A 16,874-nucleotide genomic window follows, 5' to 3' on the forward strand; every position below is an offset into this window, starting at 1 on the left:
ATCAGCGCCGGGCTCCTCGGCGGCTTCGGATCGGCGTCAGTCCGGCGTCACACCGGCAGCGGGTGGCAGGTCCCGGACATCCAGGGTTGAAGGCCGGTTCACTGCGCACACTGACAGTGACGATCGCTTCTGCTGGGGAGAGAGACCGATGAGCTACACGCCGCAGTACGCCTGGCAGCCACCGCCTCCGCCGCAGCCGCCGGCCGTGGTGACGCCTGATCCGCTCGCGGTCGCGGTCGGCAACGCGTCGCTGCTCGGGGTCGGGTACGTACTGATGAAGCGCTGGGGTTTCGCGATCCTCAACCTGATGCTGGTCGGCGCGCTGCTGATCTTCCTGCTGGTGCTGAAGAAACCCTGGTGCGAGCTCGCGCTGGTCGCCTGGTGGGTGATCAGCATCCTGCACGGCTTCTTCCTCGCGAACGCCGCGCCGCGCAAAGCCTCCGACCTGCCCAAGCGGGTGGTCGCGTTCGCGATCACGATCCCGGTACTGCTGACGGTCGGCCTGCTCCGGTACGACGCCGGCCGGACTGCGGGCGAGGTCGCCGAGGCGCGGGCGGCCGGGGACTGCACGAAGCTCATCAACACCCAGGACGAGGTGTGGCTCGGGCATCGGGTCGTCGATGCGCCGGGGACCGCGCAGGGCGATGAGGACGTCGAGCTGTGCGACCGGCTGGGGCGAGCCAAGGGCGAACTGGCGATCGGGCTCACTGGTGACTACACCGCTTTGCAGGACGGGTTCGACGTACTGGGCTCGGTGCTGGCCGAGCCGGGGCACGAGAAGACCGTCGACGTGACGCTGAAGGGCTGGCTCGACGACCTGCCGGTGAAGGACCCGTGCCGGACCGTCCGGGTGACCGACTGGCTTCGGCAGCGCAAACCGACCAACAACGTGCTCGATCAGTCCCGTGCCGCCGTGACGAAGACCGCGCCGCCGGCGATCGCGGCGTGCGCCGATCGGCTGATGAGCCAGAAGAACTGGGCGGCCGCGCGGTCGTCGTACCAGCAGCTGATTTCGCAGTACCCGAAGGACGCGCGGGTGGCGAAGGCGCGGGCCGGGATTCGGCAGGCGACGCTGGCGATCGAGCTGACGCAGGTGCGCGATCTGCTGGCGCGCAACGCGTACTGCGACGCGCCGGCGAAGTTCAGCGGCGCCCGGCCGTACCAGCGTGGGTTCAACTCGGGGCTGTTCGAGGGCGACGACGAGATGACCAAGCGGCTGCCGGCCTCGTGGCGGGCGAGCGACGCCAGCAACGCCGTCATCGTCGTCTGCACGGAGGACGCGGAGGACGGTGCGGCGGCCCGGACCTGCCCGTACCGCAGCGAGTCGAACCCGCAGAACGTCTCCGACGTGACGTTCCACAAGATCGCTGTCCCGGTGAAGGTCTACGAGCTGCGCACCGGCCGGCTGGTGTCGAACACCCGCGTGCAGATCAGCGGCACGGCCTGCCCGAGCCGGATCACCTACACCACCTACTTGACCGGCTGGGACTATCCGCCGTCGACCCAGCCGGTCGTGCCTTCTGCCGCGACCATCCAGGCCGCCTTCAGGTACCTGTTCCTGCGCTGACTCTCAACCACTCCGGAAGGCTGGGAGGTCAGAGCAGAGGGATGAGCGCGGCCTCCTCCGTGTCGAGGTGCGTGACGACCTCGTCGATCAGGCGGTCGACCTCGGGCAGTACGACGGCCGGGCTGCCGGTGCTGACCAGTTCCTGGAGCTCCTCGAGCAGCAGGGCGATCTTGTCGTGGTCCGCCTGCAGTCCGGCGATCGTGGCTGTGAGCTCGGGATAGCGATCGAGCAGGGCGGGGAACATGCCCTTGCTCTCGCCGGTGTGGTGGAAGTGCAGGCCTTGGCAGAGCGTCAGGCAGTTGATCCGGAGTTGCGCGCCCAGGCCGACCATCGCGTTCGGACCGTCGGCCGCGGCGGCGATTTCCTTGCGGATCAAGGCCAGTTCGCGCCGGAGCACGCCGTGAATCAGGCGGAGCGCCTCGCCGAAGGAGGAGGCGTTCGGCGGACCACCGTCGATCTGGGTGAGCGCGACGACCGGGATGGTCCGGGTGGTCTTGCGCTGGTACTCGCCCCAGCCTGCGTCGGCCTCGACGAGGCGGGCGAAGATCTGGTCGCGCTCGTCGCCGTCCAGGATCGTGGCCTCGGCCTCGTACGTGAAGACGCCGGTCTCGACGGTGGCACGGGGATTGGCGCGGAGGTTGTAGTACCAGTCGGGGTTCTTGGAGCCACCGCCGGCCGAGCCGACGACGAGGACTCGCTCGGCAGTGTCGGGGTAGTAGCCGAGCACGGACGTGTGGGGACGGCCGGAGCGTGTGCCGGTCGTGGTGAGCAGGAGCAGGCGCGCACCCTCGAACGGGCCGCCGACCACGCCGTTGTTGGCGCGGAACTGCTCGATGAGCTGCTGGGTGAAATCGTTCATTCAAATCCTTTCGGGCAAGCCAAACTGGGCATGACGCAGTGGCCCGCGGGGACGCGCGGGCAGGAATCTGTCCGGGACGGAGGAGAGGTGATCGACCAGAAGGCGCGGCGGAACTCACGCGCCGATCAGTGAAAACAGGCGGGCCGCGATCGACCCTCGCCGCGCTCAGAACGCGGCCGGGAACCCAACTCGTACTTGGCTCGAAGCCGACCCGGCAGTCACGGTGGAAAGCGTACGGCACAACAGGTGCAGGAAAACAGGCTCTTCGTACGGGAGAATGCTCGCGTGGACGAGATTCCGTTGCGGGAGCGGCTGGTGGTGGCGGGTGTCGAGCTGCTCGAGCAGGACGGGGCGGCGGCGTTGTCGTTGCGGGCGATCACTCGTCGGGTCGGCGTTTCGCATGGTGCGCCGCGGCGGTACTTTCCTACTCACAACTCGTTGCTGGCCGCGATTGCGGCGACCGGGCTGGCTGATCTCGCCGCGCGGCTCACCGCGCCGGCGACTGGGGAACCTCGGGCGCGGCTGGTGGAGCTCGGGCGGCGTTATCTGGCGTTCGCCGCCGAGCGGCCGGCGATGTTCGAGCTGATCTTTCGGCACGATCTGCTGGAAGGTGCCGGGGGCAACCTTCGGGCGACGACGTTGCCGTTGACCGAGACGTTGACCTCGGTGGTGGCCGCCGCTGTTCCGGAGGTACCCGATGCGGCTGAGCGCACTGTCGGGCTGTGGACCAACCTGCACGGTCTGGCGGTTCTCCGCGCGACCAAGACGCTCGACCTGATTCTCGAGGACAGTCAGTTGGACGCCTTCGTCGTTCGCGCCGTGGACGCGCACCTCAGCTGAAGTCGATGTCGGCGGTCAGGCCGTAGTGGTCGCTCAGGGGTGGGTCGACGCCGATCAGGGAGGCTGACGTGACGGTGGCCGAGGCGACGAAGATGTAGTCGATGCGGCGGTGGTGGATGGGCTGGGCGATCAGCTTGGCGATCTCCTCGCGGGCCAGCGGGTTGTCGGTGGTCCAGGTGTGGCCCGGGCCGTAGCCCGCGATCGTCCAGGCGTCGTGGAAGTGGGTGCTTCGGCCGTCCAGTGACTGGAGGCCGGAGAGGAAGCGGATGCTCGCCGCGTCCGGGGTCGCGTTGAAGTCGCCGGCCAGGATCGTCGGGAGATCGTGCCGGGCGTGCAGGGTGGCGATGTCGAGGGCCTGGCGTTCGCGGGCGTACTCGTGGTCCAGACGCCACGGAGTGGTGGGGGTGATCGCCAGGACTTCGCGCTCGCCGAGGTCGAGGCTGACCGCGAGTGTCCACCAGTGCGGGTCCGTCGTCGGGCTCTCCAGTACGTCGGTGACGCGGTGCGGCCGGCGGGTCGCGATCGCCGTGCCGTCGTGCTGGAACAGCTCGGGCAGGTCTGGCAGGTCCGGCAGTACGTCGTACTGGTGGGTGCGGTGGTTCAGATCGGTGCCGTCGAGCAGCTCGGACAGCTGGTCGTGGCCGCCGGACGGGTAGCAGACCTCCTGCAGCATGACGACGTCCGGCGCGAGGCGGCGGATCTCGGCGTTGATCAGCGCGAAGCGACGCGGGTCGCCCACGTCGTTCTGCACGTTCAGGGTGAGGATTCGCATCGCGTTTCAACGTGCCCGCTCGGGGGCCGCGGCAATCAGGTGAGCTCGAGGCCGCCGTCGACGGTGAGAACCTGGCCGGTGAGCCAGCTGGTGGCCGGGTCGGCGAGGTGGAGGATCCAGCGGGCCACCTCGTCGGGAGTGCCACGCCGTCCGAGGGGGACACGGGCGGACTCGTCGGCTTTCACCTGATCGACCAGCTCTGCGGGCAGGCCGGCGGCAGCGAGAGCTTCGGACTCGGTCGGGCCGGGCGCGACGGCGTTCACGCGGATCCGGTCGGGGGCGAGTTCCAGCGCCCAGCTTCGGGTGAGTTGCTCGATCGCGGCTTTGGCGGCGGCGTAGTGGGCCGCGCCGGCGAGCGGGCGGTGGCCGAAGGTGCTGGAGACGTTGACGATCGCGCCTTGCCCCGCTCGCAGGTGGGGCAGCGCGGCCTGCGCCAGCAGGCTCGGAGCGGTGACGTTCACCGCGAACAAGGCGTCGATGCGCTCGGCGGACAGCTCGGCGAGTGGCATCAGGTCGAAGATCCCGGCGTTGTTGACCAGGGCATCGACGCGTCCCCAGCGCGCGTCGGCCGCGGCGACCACCGTCGCCGGCGCACCGTCGGCACAGAGATCGATCGACAGCGCCGCGATCTCTCCCTCAGTGGCGTCCACGGTCTCCTGAAGCGCATCCGCCCGGCGACCAACAGCCAGTACGGCGGCGCCCGCGGCCGCGAAGGCCTGCGCCGCGGCACGGCCGATCCCCGATCCCGCTCCGGTGACGATCACGGTCCGGCCGGCGAAAGAACTCACGATGCTTCCCTCCTGGTCGCCGGCGCAGACCGGCGAATCGTTCGATGTTCGTAGAACGTCGAACAAGCTATCATCGACATCATGCGCGCTGCCGAGCACCCCGACCTCACCGAGATCGGGCTGACCGAGGTGATGGCCGCACTGAGCGATCCGATCCGGGTCGGCCTGGTTCGCGTCCTGGCCGATGGCGAGGAGCGCGGGTGGGGCGAACTGCGCGCCCCGATCGCGAAGTCCACGCTGAGCCATCATTTGCGCGTCCTGCGCGACGCCGGCCTGACCAGAACGCGCAAAGAAGGCACGCGCTGCTGGGTGACGCTGCGTGGCGACGACGTCGAGGCGAGGTTTCCCGGTCTGCTGTCCGCCGTACTGACGGCCGCCCAGGCCGACGGGACCGGTCATCAGGTCAGCGTGGACACCGACTGATCGTCACACAGTGTGAACGCGCCCTTTCGGAATGCGATAAATTCGCCTTTCTGACCCGGCCGGACTGAAATCGTTCGGGATTCCTCTGAAAAAGGTGAGGAAATGTGTAACGCACCTCACCTTGGGACGATAAAGGGTTCGAGCGGCCTGGCCGGGGGGCTGGACGGACGCTCCGGTGTTTCTTCGGGACCACCGGTTTGTGGAGGGGGCCCCAGCAGGTGCTCGCCCGGGGCGGGGCGAGCACCTGCGAAGGGGAACCCGCCGAAATGGGGGGCGGTAACAAGGGGGGAACGGGGAACTCTCTGGGGGGCCTGAGAGCGAACCACGAAAGAGCCGGCGTCGACCACGTGGGTCGACGGCGGCTCTTTCGCACGTCCGGGCTCAGCCCTTGATGCCCACGTTCGCCATACCTTCGACGAAGCGCTTCTGGGCGAAGACGAACATCACGATCATCGGCAGGGTCGCCAGCGCGGTACCGGCCATCAGGTAGGGCCACTGCACCTCCGCCGGGTTCTGGGCGAAGATCGCCAGACCCAGCTGCAGCGGTCGCATCGAGTCCGACGTGGTGATCATCAGCGGCCAGAGGAACCCGTTCCAGGCCGCCTCGATCTGGAACACGCAGATGGTGATCAGGGCCGGCTTGATCAGCGGCGTCATGATCCGCCAGAAGATGCCGAACTCGCCGAGACCGTCCACCCGGGCCGCCTGGGCCAGCTCGTTCGGGATCGACACGTAGAACTGCCGGGCCAGGAACGTGAACAGCGGCGCCGCGCCGAGCGGGATGATCAGGCCCCACCAGGAGTTCAGCCAGCCGATGCCGCCCTGACCGAGGATGTTGTTGCCGCCGAACAGCGGGACCGACTTCACGATCAGGAACAGCGGCACCAAGATGATCTGGAAGGGCACCAGCAGCAGCAGGATGAAGTAGCTGAGCAGGGCCTTCGCGCCCCGGATCGGCAGTTTCGCCAGCGCGTAACCGGCCGTCGTGCAGACCGCCAGCGTGAACGCGGTCTCGCCGACCGCGATGATCAGGCTGTTGCGGAAGTAGCGCAGGAACGGCGCCGTCTGCATCGCCTCGACGAAGTTGCTCCAGCGCAGCTCGCCGGGCAACCAGGAGAACTTGGTGATCTCCAGCTCGCTCTTGAACGCCGTCAGCACCATCCACAGGAACGGCGTGATCATCAGGATCGCGCCGACCGTCAGCGCGACGTACAGCACGATCCGTCCGGTCCGAACCGTCGACTCCTTGGTCTGGCCGACCACGGACACCGTTGCGCTAGTCATTGACATCCGCCCTCTGCAGCAGGCGTCCGAGGCCGATGAAGATCGCGATCAGGATCATCATGATCACCGTCTCGGCGGACGCGTAGCCGAGTCGGAGTGCCTGGAACGCGTTCTGGTAGATCTCCAGCACCAGCACCGTGGTCTCGGTGCCGGGACCGCCCTTGGTCATCACGTAGACCAGGTCGAACACCTGGAAGGTGCCCACGATCGACGTGATCAGGACGAAGAACTGGACCGGGCCGAGTGCGGGCCAGGTGACGTGCGCGAACCTCTGCCACCGGCCGGCGCCGTCCAGGGACGCCGACTCCACCAGGTCCCGCGAAACACCCTGCAACGCGGCCAGATAAATGATGATCTTGGTCCCCAGGCCCTGCCAGATCCCCACCACCATCAGCGACGGCAGCGCCGTCCCGGGGTCGGACAGCCAGGCGCTCGGGGCGAACCCGAACAGGCTCAGGAATCCGTTCGCCAGGCCGGAGCCCGGGTTGTAGATCCACAGCCAGATCGTGGCCACCGCGACCGTCGCGGTGACAGTCGGGATGTAGAACGCGGTCCGGAAGAAGCCCAGGCCGCGAATCTTCTGGTTCAGCCCGAGCGCGATCAGCAACGACAGCGCCATCGAGATCGGGATCACCACGACGGCGTACAGGATCGTGTTCACCAGTGCGGCACGGAAGTCCTGGTCGTTGTACAGGTCGACGTAGTTCTGGAAACCCACCCAGGCCCAGGAGTCGCCGAAGCTGTAGTCGGTGAAGCTGAGTCCGATCGCGAACACCACCGGGATCACGATGAAGATCCCGGAGTGCAGCAGGGCCGGGGCGATCAGCAGCCAGCCGGCCCGGACCTGGCCGCGGATCAGCCTGCGACTGTCCTTGCCAGGGGCAACCGTACGGGGCGTGGCGAGTGCGGGACCCGGGCGTTCGAGAGTGGCGCTCATCGGGACTGTCCTGCCAGGTTGGCCAGCACCTTGGCGGGATCCTTCTGACCGAGGACCGCCTGGGTGAGCTGGGAGTCGAAGTTGAACCGCATCTCCAGCCAGTTCGACGGCGGGCTGTTCTCGTTGGCCGCGTACGGCAGGCCTTCGGCGACGAACTTGCTCAGCGGGTTCGACTTGGCCTGCGGCGAGTTCGCCGCGTCCTTGTAGGCCGGCAGCTTCTTGTTCAGCTTGGCCATCGCGTCCAGGGTGCCCGGCCGGGTCAGCGACTCGATGAACGCGAAGCCCGCCTCCTTGTGCCGGCTGCGCGACCCGATCGAGGCGAGGTCACCACCGACGTACTCGATCTCCTTGCCGCTGTTGAACCGGAAGAACTTCAGGTCGTCGCAGGTGGCCTGACCGAGCCCCTTCTCGGAGCAGTCGATCGCGCCGCCGACGATGCCCATCGCGGCCTCGCCGCTGTAGACCAGCGGCTGCTGGGCGGCGTTCTGCTGCCCGTACGGCTGGACGTTGTTGATCATCGACTTGATCCAGTTCAGTACCTCGAGGCCCTTGTCGTTGTTGAAGTTGGGCTCGTTGTTCACGTACAGCGGCGTACCGGTCGAGGCCAGGAAGGTGACGAACGGCTGCCGGAAACTGGTGGCACCGGCCAGATCGAAGCCGCTGCGGGTGATGTTGCCGTTCTTGTCCCGCTTGGTGAGCTTCTCGGCCGCGACCTTGATCTCGGCCAGCGAGGTCGGCGGGTCGTTCGGGTCCAGACCGGCCTCCTTGAACGCGCTGATCCGCAACGCGACGGCGCGGGCGTCGGCCAGCAGCGGGTAGGCGTAGATCCGGTCCTGGTACGAGACCGCCGGGATCAGCGCCCCGACGCTCTTGGTCTTGATCACGTCCGGCGTCACCCCGAAGTCGCCGAGATCGGCGAAGATCCGCTTGGCCGCGAACGGCTGGACCCAGCCGACACCGGTCACCATCACGTCGTACGGGATGCCGGCCGCGATCGAGGTCGAGATCTTCTCGTTCAGGTTGTTGTACGTCGCGAAGTCCGGCTCGACCTTCATCTTCGGGTACTTCTTGTTGAAATCGGCCGCGACCTTCGCGAACTCCTTGCGGCCCTCGTTGCTGGCCGGGAACGACGGGAGCAGCACGCGCAGCGTCCCGGTCGCCTCGGCCGGCGGGACACCGTCCGTACTCTTGTCGATCACCCCGTTGCCACAGGCACTCGCGACCAGTCCGACCGCGGCCACGAGCACCGCCAACCCAGCACCACGTCTCACAGGGGAACTCCTTCGCTGCCGTGTGCGCCAGTCGGGTCACGACCGATGCACCGAGTGCAGCGAAAGTATGGGAAAGGGCTTTCCGCGTCAATACCTGGCGCTCGAATGATCAAATTCGATCAACCGGAGCGCCCGCCGATGGCCCGAATCTACGGCGCCACGCGTTGGCGCGCGGTCAGCGCGCCGCACGAGGACCGCACGCGCAGCTCGGGCAGCAGGCTCAGGTGCTGGGTCGCCGAGCGGCGGCCCGGGCCTGCCTTCAGTTGGCGTAGGAGCAGCTCGCAGGCGGTTTCGCCGAGCTGGAGTTTGGGCGGGCAGACAGCGGTGAGCGGTACGACGGCGAGGGCGGCGGTCTCGTCGTTGTAGGCGATCACGGCGAGGTCCTCGGGGACGCGGAGGCCGCGTTCCATCGCGCGTTCGACCAGGCCGGCGGCGTGTTCGTCGGAGTGCACGAGGACCGCCGCGGCGCCGTGGGCTTCGCACTCGGCCAGAAACGCGTCGAGCTGTGCGGCCGTGTCCGGATCCTCGCCGGTGGCGGGCAGGGCGACGGGCGAGACGAACACGTCGACGCCGAGCGTCGCCGCCGCCTCGGCGATGCCCTGCCGCAGCCAGTACGCCGTGACGCTGGCGTTCAGGTTGATGCCGATCCGGCGGTGGCCGAGCCCGGCCAGATGCCGCAGCGCGAGCAGCGCGCCGTACGCGTGGTCGGTGCGGACGTGGTCGTACTCGCGGTCCACGTCGGGGAAGCCGAAGGCGCGTTCCATCAGCACGACCGGGACGTCGATCGCGTCGAGCCGTTGGCCCACCTCGGCGGCGTGGCTGTCACCCAGCGCGGTGGACAGCAGCAGGCCGGCGACGCCGAGGCCGAGGATCTTGTCGATCCGCTCCTGCTCGACCTGGACGTCGTACCCGGAGACGCCGAGCACCAGGCGGGCGCCGTACCGGTCGGCCATCGCTTCGGCGCCGCGGATCACGTCGGTGTAGTAGAACGTCGAGCTGGGCACGATCAGGCCGACCGTGAGCTGGCTGCCGGTGGTGATCGCGCCGGCCACGCTGGTGCCGACCGCGCCGCCGTGCACCCGGCGGAGCAGTCCGGCGGAGTCCAGTTCGGCCAGATCACGGCGTACTGTGATCGCGGAGACGCCGAGTTCGGCGGCCAGCTCGGCCACCCGGAGCCGGCCGTGCCGGCGCAGGCTCCGCAGGATCAGCTCGTGGCGCTCCGGTGCAAGCATGCGACTCGGCCCCCAACACTGTGCGCTGTGATCTGCTTGTGATTGTTTGTGATCATACGATCATCCGCGTGCCGAGGAACCAGGAGGAACCGGTGTGAGCGAGGCCAGCAGCCGGACCAACGTCGTGATGTCGAAGCTCTCGCTGGTCGGCGACCTGCTGATGCTGCAGCTGGTCTTCCTGCTGTTCAGCGTCGGCATCGTCACGCTGTTCCCGGCCGCGTTCGCGCTCCAGCGGGTGCTGCCGTACGCGATCGGGCAGGAGCATCCCGCGCTGCTGCGCCGGTTCTGGGGCGAGTTCAAGTGGTGCTTCCGCCGGTTCTGGCCGGCCGGGCTGGCCCTGTACTTCGGCGGCGTGGCGCTCGCCTTCGGCCTGTTCTTCTGGGCCTCGACCAACGGCCCGATCCGTATCTTCGCGCTGGCCGTGCTGATTCCGCTCAGCGGGATGATCGTCGGGCTGTACCTGAGCGCACTGGCCGTGCTGCCGCAGGCCGACGACGATGCGACCAGCCGCACCGTGTTCCGTACGGCGAACCTCTTCCTGCTCCGGCGATCGCTGCCGGTCGCGGGCGGCGTGGTCGGGCTGGCCACCTGGTTCCTGCTGGTCGGGCGGCTCCCGACGCTGTTCGTGATCGGCTCCGGACTGGTCCCGGCGCTGATCGCGTACTGGATCTCCCGCCCGCCGCGGACGCGGGCCGAAAAAAGTCCGGGCAGCGTGTCAATCTGAGCCGCTCTGGTTCGACGTAGGGGTGTAAGCAACCTACGGACCAGAGGAGAACCAGCATGTACGCGACCACCGAATCCCTGGCGACGACGCCGGCCGTGCAGGGCAGCGGCAGGTCCCGCTGGCTCGCTCTCTACACGCTCTGCGCGGGCATGCTGATGATCGTGCTCGACGTGACCGTCGTGAACGTCGCGCTGCCCGCGATCCAGGACGACTTGGGCTTCACCAGCTCCTCGCTCGCGTGGGTCGTCAACGCCTACCTGATCGCCTTCGGCGGCCTGCTCCTGCTGGCCGGGCGGCTCGGCGACCTGCTCGGACGGCGCAACATCTTCGTCGCCGGACTGGCCGTGTTCACCGCCGCCTCGGTGTGGTGCGGCTTCGCCGGCTCGCAGGAGATGCTGGTCGCGGCACGGTTCCTGCAAGGCGTCGGTGGCGCGCTGACCTCCGCGGTGATCCTGGGCATGATCGTGACGCTGTTCCCGGAGCCGCGCGAGCAGGCCAAGGCGATCGGCGTCTACGCGTTCGTCGCCTCCGCGGGTGGTTCGATCGGTCTGCTCGCCGGTGGCGTGCTGACCCAGGCGATCAGCTGGCACTGGATCTTCTTCATCAACCTGCCGATCGGCATCGCGACCGCCTGGCTGGCGATCCGGCTGATCGAGAAGGACAAGGGCCTCGGCATGGGCCGCGGGACCGACGTACCGGGTGCCGTGCTGATCACCGCCGCGCTGATGGTCGGCGTGTTCACCATCGTCAGCCCGGCCGCCGAGCTCGGCTGGACCGCGCCGCGGACGATCGCGCTCGGTGCGCTGACGCTGACCCTGCTGGCTTGCTTCGTCGTTCGCGAGTCGACCGCCGCCACCCCGCTGGTCCCGCTGCGGATCTTCCGCTCCCGCACGCTGACCGGGGCGAACCTGGTCCAGGCGCTGTCGTCGTCCGGGATGTTCGGCATCTTCTTCCTCGGCTCGCTCTACCTGCAGCGGGTGCTCGGGTACGACGCGCTGGAGATCGGGCTGGCGTTCCTGCCGACCACGCTGGTGATGGGCCTGCTGTCGGTCCGGTACTCCGAGAAGCTCGTGATGCGCTTCGGCCCGCGCCGGCCGCTGATCGCCGGTCTGCTGCTGATCGTGATCGGCCTGGTGCTCTTCACCCAGGCGCCGGTCGGCGGCAGCTACGTCGTGCACGTCCTGCCGGTGCTGATCCTGCTGGGCCTCGGCGGCGGCATCTGCTTCCCGGCGCTGATGGGCCTGTCGATGGCCGACGTGAAGCCCGAGGACGCCGGCCTGGCCTCCGGCCTGATCGGTACGACGGCCGAGGTCGGCGCCGCCCTCGGCCTGGCCGTCCTGGCGACGCTGTCCGCCACCCGCACCGAGTCCCTGGCCACGGCCGGCAAGCCGGTCCTGGACGCTCTGACCAGCGGTTACCACCTGTCCTTCGCGGTCGCCGCCGCCATCGTCGCCGCCGCGGTCGTCATCGCCTGCACGCTGATGCGGCCGAAGTCCACCGAGGCCACCGAGCCCGCAACCGACGAGGTGCTCGAAGCCGCCTGAGCGTCGAGTTCACCGGCCCGTCGTCCACCCGGGCGGCGGGCCGGCTCATGCGTGGCGCTTGCGGTCCAGATAGGCGGCGAATGCGCCGAACGCCATCCCGGCTGGGACTCCGACCAGCACACCGATCCGCTGACCGAAGACAGTGGACAGCACGACGAACGAGCAGCCGGCCATCCCGGCAACGATCAGAGCCGCGCTGAGGACGACGTGGCGACGGCTCCATGCGGCGAAGCGTCCGTCGTACAGGCCGCGCGGCGCGAAGACGGTGACGGACATCAGTCCGCACAGCGTCACCGCTGTCACGTAGTCCCCCACATCGTCGTGATCGAAGATCAGCGAGACGATGAACAGCAATCCCATCAGCGCGGCCCAGACCCGCATCCAGCGCGCCGGCCGCCCGCTCTGCCCCACCCAGAAATTCCCCATCGATCCCCCCAGGTCAGCCCGGATCATCGCCGAGCGCGAGCTGGTTGTCCACAGACTGGGGGGCGGGAGTCGCCGTTCGTCGGTGGGATGGGGAAGGATGTGGGCGGCAGTCAGTTGGACGTAGAGGGGAACGGCACAGTGGTTTTGCAGTCGATCGAGCAGCGGATCGCCGACGAGCTGGAGGTCGGGGTCGGGCAGGTGAAGGCGGCTGTCGGCCTGCTGGACGAGGGCTCGACGGTCCCGTTCATCGCGCGGTACCGCAAGGAGGTCACCGGGGAGCTCGACGACGCGCAGCTGCGCGCGCTCGAGGAGCGGTTGCGCTACCTGCGGGAGCTGGAGGAACGCCGGCAGACCGTGCTGGAGTCGATCGAGAGCCAGGGCAAGCTGGACGACGCGCTGAAGGCTTCGATCCTGGCCGCGGAGACCAAGTCGCGGCTCGAGGACATCTACCTGCCGTTCAAGCCCAAGCGCCGGACCAAGGCGATGATCGCGCGTGAGGCCGGGCTGGAGCCGCTGGCCGACGGGCTGCTTTCCGACCCGTCGTACGAGCCGCTGGCCGCGGCAGCCGTGTTCGTGAACCCCGAGGCCGGCGTCGCCGACCCGCAGGCCGCGCTGGACGGCGCCCGGGCGATCCTGGTCGAGCGGTTCGCCGAGGACGCCGACCTGATCGGCGAGCTGCGCGAGCGGCTGTGGACGCAGGGCCGGCTGGCCTCCAAGGTCCGGGAGGGCAAGGAGACCGACGGCGCGAAGTTCTCCGACTACTTCGACTTCGACGAGCCGTTCACCAAGATGCCGTCGCACCGGATTCTGGCGATGTTCCGCGGCGAGAAGGAGGACGTGCTCTCGCTGACGGTCGAGCCGCTGCCGGCCGGCGTCGAGGTGGACGGGCCGACCGATTACGAGACCACCATCGCCCGCAAGGTCGGCATCGAGAACCAGGGCCGCCCGGGCGACAAGTGGCTGATCGAGACGGTCCGCTGGGCCTGGCGGACCAAGATCCTGGTGCACCTGGGCATCGACCTGCGGATGCGGCTGCGGCAGACCGCCGAGGACGAGGCGGTCCGGGTCTTCGCGGCCAACCTGCGCGACCTGCTGCTGGCCGCGCCGGCCGGGACGCGCGCCACGATGGGCCTCGACCCGGGCTTCCGGACCGGCGTGAAGGTCGCCGTCGTCGACGCGACCGGCAAGGTCGTCGCCACCGGCGTGATCTACCCGCACGTCCCGCAGAACCAGTGGGACAAGTCGATCGCCCAGCTGGCCGCGCTGTGCGCCGCGCACCAGGTCGACCTGATTGCCATCGGCAACGGTACGGCGTCGCGCGAGACCGACAAGCTGGCCGCCGAGCTGATCGCCAAGCACCCCGAGCTGAAGCTGACCAAGGCGGTCGTGTCCGAGGCCGGCGCGTCGGTGTACTCGGCGTCGGCGTTCGCCTCCCAGGAGCTGCCCGGCATGGACGTCTCGCTGCGCGGCGCGGTGTCGATCGCCCGCCGGCTGCAGGACCCGCTGGCCGAGCTGGTGAAGATCGACCCGAAGTCGATCGGCGTCGGCCAGTACCAGCACGACCTGCCGGAGAACTCGCTGTCCCGCTCGCTCGACGCGGTGGTCGAGGACTGTGTGAACGCGGTCGGCGTCGACCTGAACACGGCCTCCGCGCCGCTGCTCACCCGCGTCTCCGGCATCACCCCCGGCCTGGCCGAGAACATCGTCCAGCACCGCGACCAGCACGGGCCGTTCGCGACCCGCTCGGCGCTCAAGGACGTGCCGCGGCTCGGCCCGAAGGCGTTCGAGCAGGCGGCCGGCTTCCTGCGGATCCCCGGCGGCGACGACCCGCTGGACTCCTCGAGCGTGCACCCGGAGGCGTACCCGGTGGTCCGGCGCATCCTGGACAAGACCGGCTCGGACCTGAAGACGCTGATCGGCAACACGGCCGCGCTGCGGTCGGTGAAGGCGGCCGACTTCGTGGACGAGACCTTCGGTCTGCCGACGGTGACCGACATCCTGGCCGAGCTGGAGAAGCCGGGGCGCGACCCGCGGCCGGCGTTCAAGACCGCGACGTTCGCCGAGGGCGTCGACAAGATCGCCGACCTGAAGCCGGGCATGCGGCTGGAGGGCCAGGTCACCAACGTGGCCGCGTTCGGCGCGTTCATCGACATCGGCGTGCACCAGGACGGGCTCGCGCACGTCTCGGCGCTGTCGAAGAACTACGTCAAGGACCCGCGCGAGGTCGTCAAGCCCGGCGACATCGTCAAGGTGAAAGTGCTCGAGGTCGACATCCCGCGGCAACGGATCTCGCTGACGCTGCGGCTGGACGACGAGATCGGCGCGCCGACGTCGGGCCGCTCGGGCGGCGGGCAGAACCGTGGCGCGGGTCAGGGCGGGCGTGGTCCTGGTCAGGGTGGCGGTCGCGGGCCCGGTCAGGGTGGACGAGGGCCGGGCGGGCGCGGTCCTGCTGGTCAGGGCGGCGGACGCCCAGGTCAGGGCAGCAAGCCGGCGGACACGCCGATGGACGAGGGCTCGCTGGCCGACGCGTTCCGCAAGGCTGGTTTCACGGTGCGCTGAGCGCCGGTACGACGTACTGACGACGGCCCGGTACCCCTCGATTGTTGGGTACCGGGCCGTCGCCGATGTGTGGGATGTGTGGGCGAGGACGTCGGCGGCCGCGAAACCGGCGTTGGGTCTCGCCCGCTGCGCAGCACCAGCACGCGCCGCGGATCAGGTGGTGAACGGGCGGGTGGTGCGCCGCGCCCACGGGTAGTACAGCGCCGCGGTGACCGCCAGGCCGACCAGCCAGGAGATGTCGGCGCCGCCGAGGGACTCGGTGATCGGGCCGGTGTACAGCTTCTGGGCGAGGAACGGGATCTGCACGGCGATGCCGACGGCGTACGAGACCAGGGCGACGACGTTCCAGCGGCCGTAGCGGCCGTCGGGGTCGTAGAGCGCCGCGACGTCGACGCGTTCGCGGGAGATCAGGTAGTAGTCGGTCAGGTTGATCGCGCTCCACGGCGTGAACACCATCAGCAGCACGAGCACGAAGTTCTTGAAGTTGTCGAGGAAGTCGGCCGAGGCGAAGATCGCGATCAGCACCGAGACCAGCAGGAAGCACCCCGTGTACGCCGCCCGCGCGGCCGGGCCGATCCGCGCCGCCCGGGTGAAGGCCGAGACCGTGGTCAGCAGCGTCATCGAGCCGCCGTACGCGTTGAGGCAGTTGACGGCGAGCTTGCCGACCACGATGACCAGGTAGATCAGCAGCGCGATCGCGGCCGGGCCGGCCAGGTCGCCGAGGTAGCCGACCTGGTCGGCGAGAAAGCCTGCTCCCCCGGCGGCGACCAGCGCGCCCAGGGTCATCGACCACTGGGAACCGATCACGCTGCCGAGGAACGTCGCGAGGAACGTGGTCCGCTCGGGGGTCTCGGCCGGCAGGTAGCGCGAGTAGTCGGCGACGTACGGGCCGAAGGTGAGCTGCCAGCCGGCACCGAGGGAGACGGCGAGCAGGAACGTGACGATGTCGAAGGGTTTCGCGCCGAGCAGGGCGCCGACGTCCTCGGTCACCAGCAGGCGGATACCGAGGTAGGTGAAGCCCAGGATGCCGAGGACCGTGGCGACTCGCCCGAGCAGGTGGATCCAGCGGTAGCCGAGGATCGCGATCACCGCGGTCAGCAGGCCGAACACGACGATGCCGACGGCCGCGGTGTCGACGTGCAGGATCTCGTTGACCGCTTGGCCGGCGAGCACGGTGCCGGTGGCGGCGAAGCCGAGGTACATGACGACGACCAGGACGAGCGGCACGACCGCGCCGTACACGCCGAACTGGGCGCGGCTGGAGATCATCTGCGGCAGACCGAGCCGCGGGCCCTGGGCCGCGTGCAGGGCCATCACGATGCCACCGAAGACGTTGCCCAGCAACAGACCGACGATCGCCCAGAGCGCGTCGGCGCCGAAGACCACGGCCAGGGCGCCGTCGACCACGGCGGTGACCTGCATGTTCGCACCGAACCACAAGGTGAACTGACTGACCGGGGTGCCGTGCCGCTCCGCCGCCGGTACGACGTCGATGCTGCGTCGCTCGATTGCCTCTGCCATGGTCATCAGGTTGCCCCTGACAACTGTTTTCTAACCCAGTGGGCGGGCCCGACCACCTGCCTTCCGGCCAGCGCGTGAGGTCGAGCAATGTGGTGCCCAGGGCGTTGGCCAGGCGAGTGAGGGTGGG

At 68.9% G+C, this 16,874-nt stretch carries 15 protein-coding genes; 6 read left to right on the forward strand and 9 right to left on the reverse strand.

Features of this window, described 5'->3' with window-relative positions; translation table 11 throughout:
* Nucleotides 1-148 precede the first annotated feature (148 nt).
* A complete protein-coding gene (locus BWI15_RS30480) occupies nucleotides 149-1,567 on the forward strand; it encodes a tetratricopeptide repeat protein (RefSeq protein WP_077017982.1) in 1,419 nt (472 codons plus the stop codon).
* A gap of 28 nt (nucleotides 1,568-1,595) precedes the next feature.
* Here BWI15_RS30480 and BWI15_RS30485 read toward each other — a convergent pair whose 3' ends face one another.
* The gene (locus tag BWI15_RS30485; RefSeq protein ID WP_077017983.1) at nucleotides 1,596-2,426 is read right to left on the reverse strand and encodes a nitroreductase/quinone reductase family protein; all 831 of its coding nucleotides are present in this window, start codon (nucleotides 2,424-2,426) and stop codon (nucleotides 1,596-1,598) included.
* Between the two features lie 285 nt (nucleotides 2,427-2,711).
* Here BWI15_RS30485 and BWI15_RS30490 point away from each other — a divergent pair, with 285 nt between their 5' ends.
* Nucleotides 2,712-3,266 carry a TetR/AcrR family transcriptional regulator gene (locus BWI15_RS30490; RefSeq protein ID WP_077017984.1) on the forward strand — a complete coding sequence of 185 codons (555 nt, stop codon included), beginning with the start codon at nucleotides 2,712-2,714 and terminating at the stop codon, nucleotides 3,264-3,266.
* Here the strand turns inward: BWI15_RS30490 and BWI15_RS30495 are convergent.
* A complete protein-coding gene (locus tag BWI15_RS30495; RefSeq protein WP_077017985.1) occupies nucleotides 3,259-4,038 on the reverse strand; it encodes an endonuclease/exonuclease/phosphatase family protein in 780 nt (259 codons plus the stop codon). The two genes, BWI15_RS30490 and BWI15_RS30495, sit on opposite strands and share 8 nt — an antisense overlap.
* Nucleotides 4,039-4,073: 35 nt before the next feature.
* Entirely contained in the window at nucleotides 4,074-4,826 is a 753-nt protein-coding gene (locus BWI15_RS30500) for an SDR family NAD(P)-dependent oxidoreductase (protein ID WP_202817768.1), read from the reverse strand.
* An 81-nt stretch (nucleotides 4,827-4,907) separates the two neighbouring features.
* On the opposite strand from BWI15_RS30500, the gene BWI15_RS30505 reads away from it, so the two are divergent.
* Nucleotides 4,908-5,249 carry an ArsR/SmtB family transcription factor gene (locus BWI15_RS30505; protein WP_077017986.1) on the forward strand — a complete coding sequence of 114 codons (342 nt, stop codon included), beginning with the start codon at nucleotides 4,908-4,910 and terminating at the stop codon, nucleotides 5,247-5,249.
* 381 nt (nucleotides 5,250-5,630) lie between these two features.
* Here the strand turns inward: BWI15_RS30505 and BWI15_RS30510 are convergent, their stop codons facing one another.
* From BWI15_RS30510 to BWI15_RS30525, 4 genes are all read right to left on the reverse strand, one after another.
* Nucleotides 5,631-6,533, reverse strand: coding sequence for a carbohydrate ABC transporter permease (locus BWI15_RS30510; protein WP_077017987.1), 903 nt, complete (start codon nucleotides 6,531-6,533; stop codon nucleotides 5,631-5,633).
* Nucleotides 6,526-7,470, reverse strand: a complete 945-nt coding sequence (locus tag BWI15_RS30515) for a carbohydrate ABC transporter permease (protein WP_077017988.1) — start codon at nucleotides 7,468-7,470, stop codon at nucleotides 6,526-6,528. Before BWI15_RS30515 ends, BWI15_RS30510 begins: the two co-directional genes overlap by 8 nt.
* Nucleotides 7,467-8,741: an extracellular solute-binding protein gene (locus tag BWI15_RS30520; protein WP_077017989.1), complete on the reverse strand. Its 1,275-nt coding sequence runs from the start codon at nucleotides 8,739-8,741 to the stop codon at nucleotides 7,467-7,469. Before BWI15_RS30520 ends, BWI15_RS30515 begins: the two co-directional genes overlap by 4 nt.
* 149 nt (nucleotides 8,742-8,890) lie before the next feature.
* On the reverse strand, nucleotides 8,891-9,973 hold the full coding sequence (locus BWI15_RS30525; protein WP_077017990.1) for a LacI family DNA-binding transcriptional regulator: 1,083 nt from the start codon (nucleotides 9,971-9,973) through the stop codon (nucleotides 8,891-8,893).
* 94 nt (nucleotides 9,974-10,067) lie between these two features.
* On the opposite strand from BWI15_RS30525, the gene BWI15_RS30530 reads away from it, so the two are divergent.
* Both BWI15_RS30530 and BWI15_RS30535 read left to right on the forward strand, forming a co-directional pair.
* Complete coding sequence (locus tag BWI15_RS30530) at nucleotides 10,068-10,697, forward strand: DUF624 domain-containing protein (RefSeq protein WP_077017991.1); 630 nt, start codon at nucleotides 10,068-10,070, stop codon at nucleotides 10,695-10,697.
* 56 nt (nucleotides 10,698-10,753) lie between these two features.
* Nucleotides 10,754-12,241 (forward strand): MFS transporter, encoded by a 1,488-nt coding sequence (locus BWI15_RS30535; RefSeq protein WP_077017992.1) that lies wholly within the window; start codon nucleotides 10,754-10,756, stop codon nucleotides 12,239-12,241.
* 45 nt (nucleotides 12,242-12,286) lie between these two features.
* On the opposite strand, the gene BWI15_RS30540 is transcribed toward BWI15_RS30535, so the two are convergent.
* Complete coding sequence (locus tag BWI15_RS30540) at nucleotides 12,287-12,694, reverse strand: hypothetical protein (RefSeq protein ID WP_143465987.1); 408 nt, start codon at nucleotides 12,692-12,694, stop codon at nucleotides 12,287-12,289.
* Nucleotides 12,695-12,805: 111 nt separating this feature from the next.
* Between BWI15_RS30540 and BWI15_RS30545 the strand changes: the two genes are divergently transcribed.
* Nucleotides 12,806-15,226: a Tex family protein gene (locus BWI15_RS30545; RefSeq protein WP_077017994.1), complete on the forward strand. Its 2,421-nt coding sequence runs from the start codon at nucleotides 12,806-12,808 to the stop codon at nucleotides 15,224-15,226.
* Between the two features lie 153 nt (nucleotides 15,227-15,379).
* Here BWI15_RS30545 and BWI15_RS30550 read toward each other — a convergent pair whose 3' ends face one another.
* Complete coding sequence (locus tag BWI15_RS30550) at nucleotides 15,380-16,747, reverse strand: purine-cytosine permease family protein (protein WP_202817769.1); 1,368 nt, start codon at nucleotides 16,745-16,747, stop codon at nucleotides 15,380-15,382.
* Nucleotides 16,748-16,874: the final 127 nt, after the last annotated feature.

Source organism: Kribbella sp. ALI-6-A, assembly GCF_001984195.1.
Lineage (GTDB): Bacteria > Actinomycetota > Actinomycetes > Propionibacteriales > Kribbellaceae > Kribbella.

What these genes read in the sequence shown, in the direction of transcription:
- BWI15_RS30495 (WP_077017985.1), bottom strand. Translation starts at nt 4,038, where the DNA reads ATGCGAATCCTCACCCTGAACGTGCAGAACGACGTGGGCGACCCGCGT.
- BWI15_RS30515 (WP_077017988.1), bottom strand. Translation starts at nt 7,470, where the DNA reads ATGAGCGCCACTCTCGAACGCCCGGGTCCCGCACTCGCCACGCCCCGT.
- BWI15_RS30485 (WP_077017983.1), bottom strand. Translation starts at nt 2,426, where the DNA reads ATGAACGATTTCACCCAGCAGCTCATCGAGCAGTTCCGCGCCAACAAC.
- BWI15_RS30540 (WP_143465987.1), bottom strand. Translation starts at nt 12,694, where the DNA reads ATGATCCGGGCTGACCTGGGGGGATCGATGGGGAATTTCTGGGTGGGG.
- BWI15_RS30505 (WP_077017986.1), top strand. Translation starts at nt 4,908, where the DNA reads ATGCGCGCTGCCGAGCACCCCGACCTCACCGAGATCGGGCTGACCGAG.
- BWI15_RS30510 (WP_077017987.1), bottom strand. Translation starts at nt 6,533, where the DNA reads ATGACTAGCGCAACGGTGTCCGTGGTCGGCCAGACCAAGGAGTCGACG.
- BWI15_RS30550 (WP_202817769.1), bottom strand. Translation starts at nt 16,747, where the DNA reads ATGGCAGAGGCAATCGAGCGACGCAGCATCGACGTCGTACCGGCGGCG.
- BWI15_RS30480 (WP_077017982.1), top strand. Translation starts at nt 149, where the DNA reads ATGAGCTACACGCCGCAGTACGCCTGGCAGCCACCGCCTCCGCCGCAG.
- BWI15_RS30525 (WP_077017990.1), bottom strand. Translation starts at nt 9,973, where the DNA reads ATGCTTGCACCGGAGCGCCACGAGCTGATCCTGCGGAGCCTGCGCCGG.
- BWI15_RS30535 (WP_077017992.1), top strand. Translation starts at nt 10,754, where the DNA reads ATGTACGCGACCACCGAATCCCTGGCGACGACGCCGGCCGTGCAGGGC.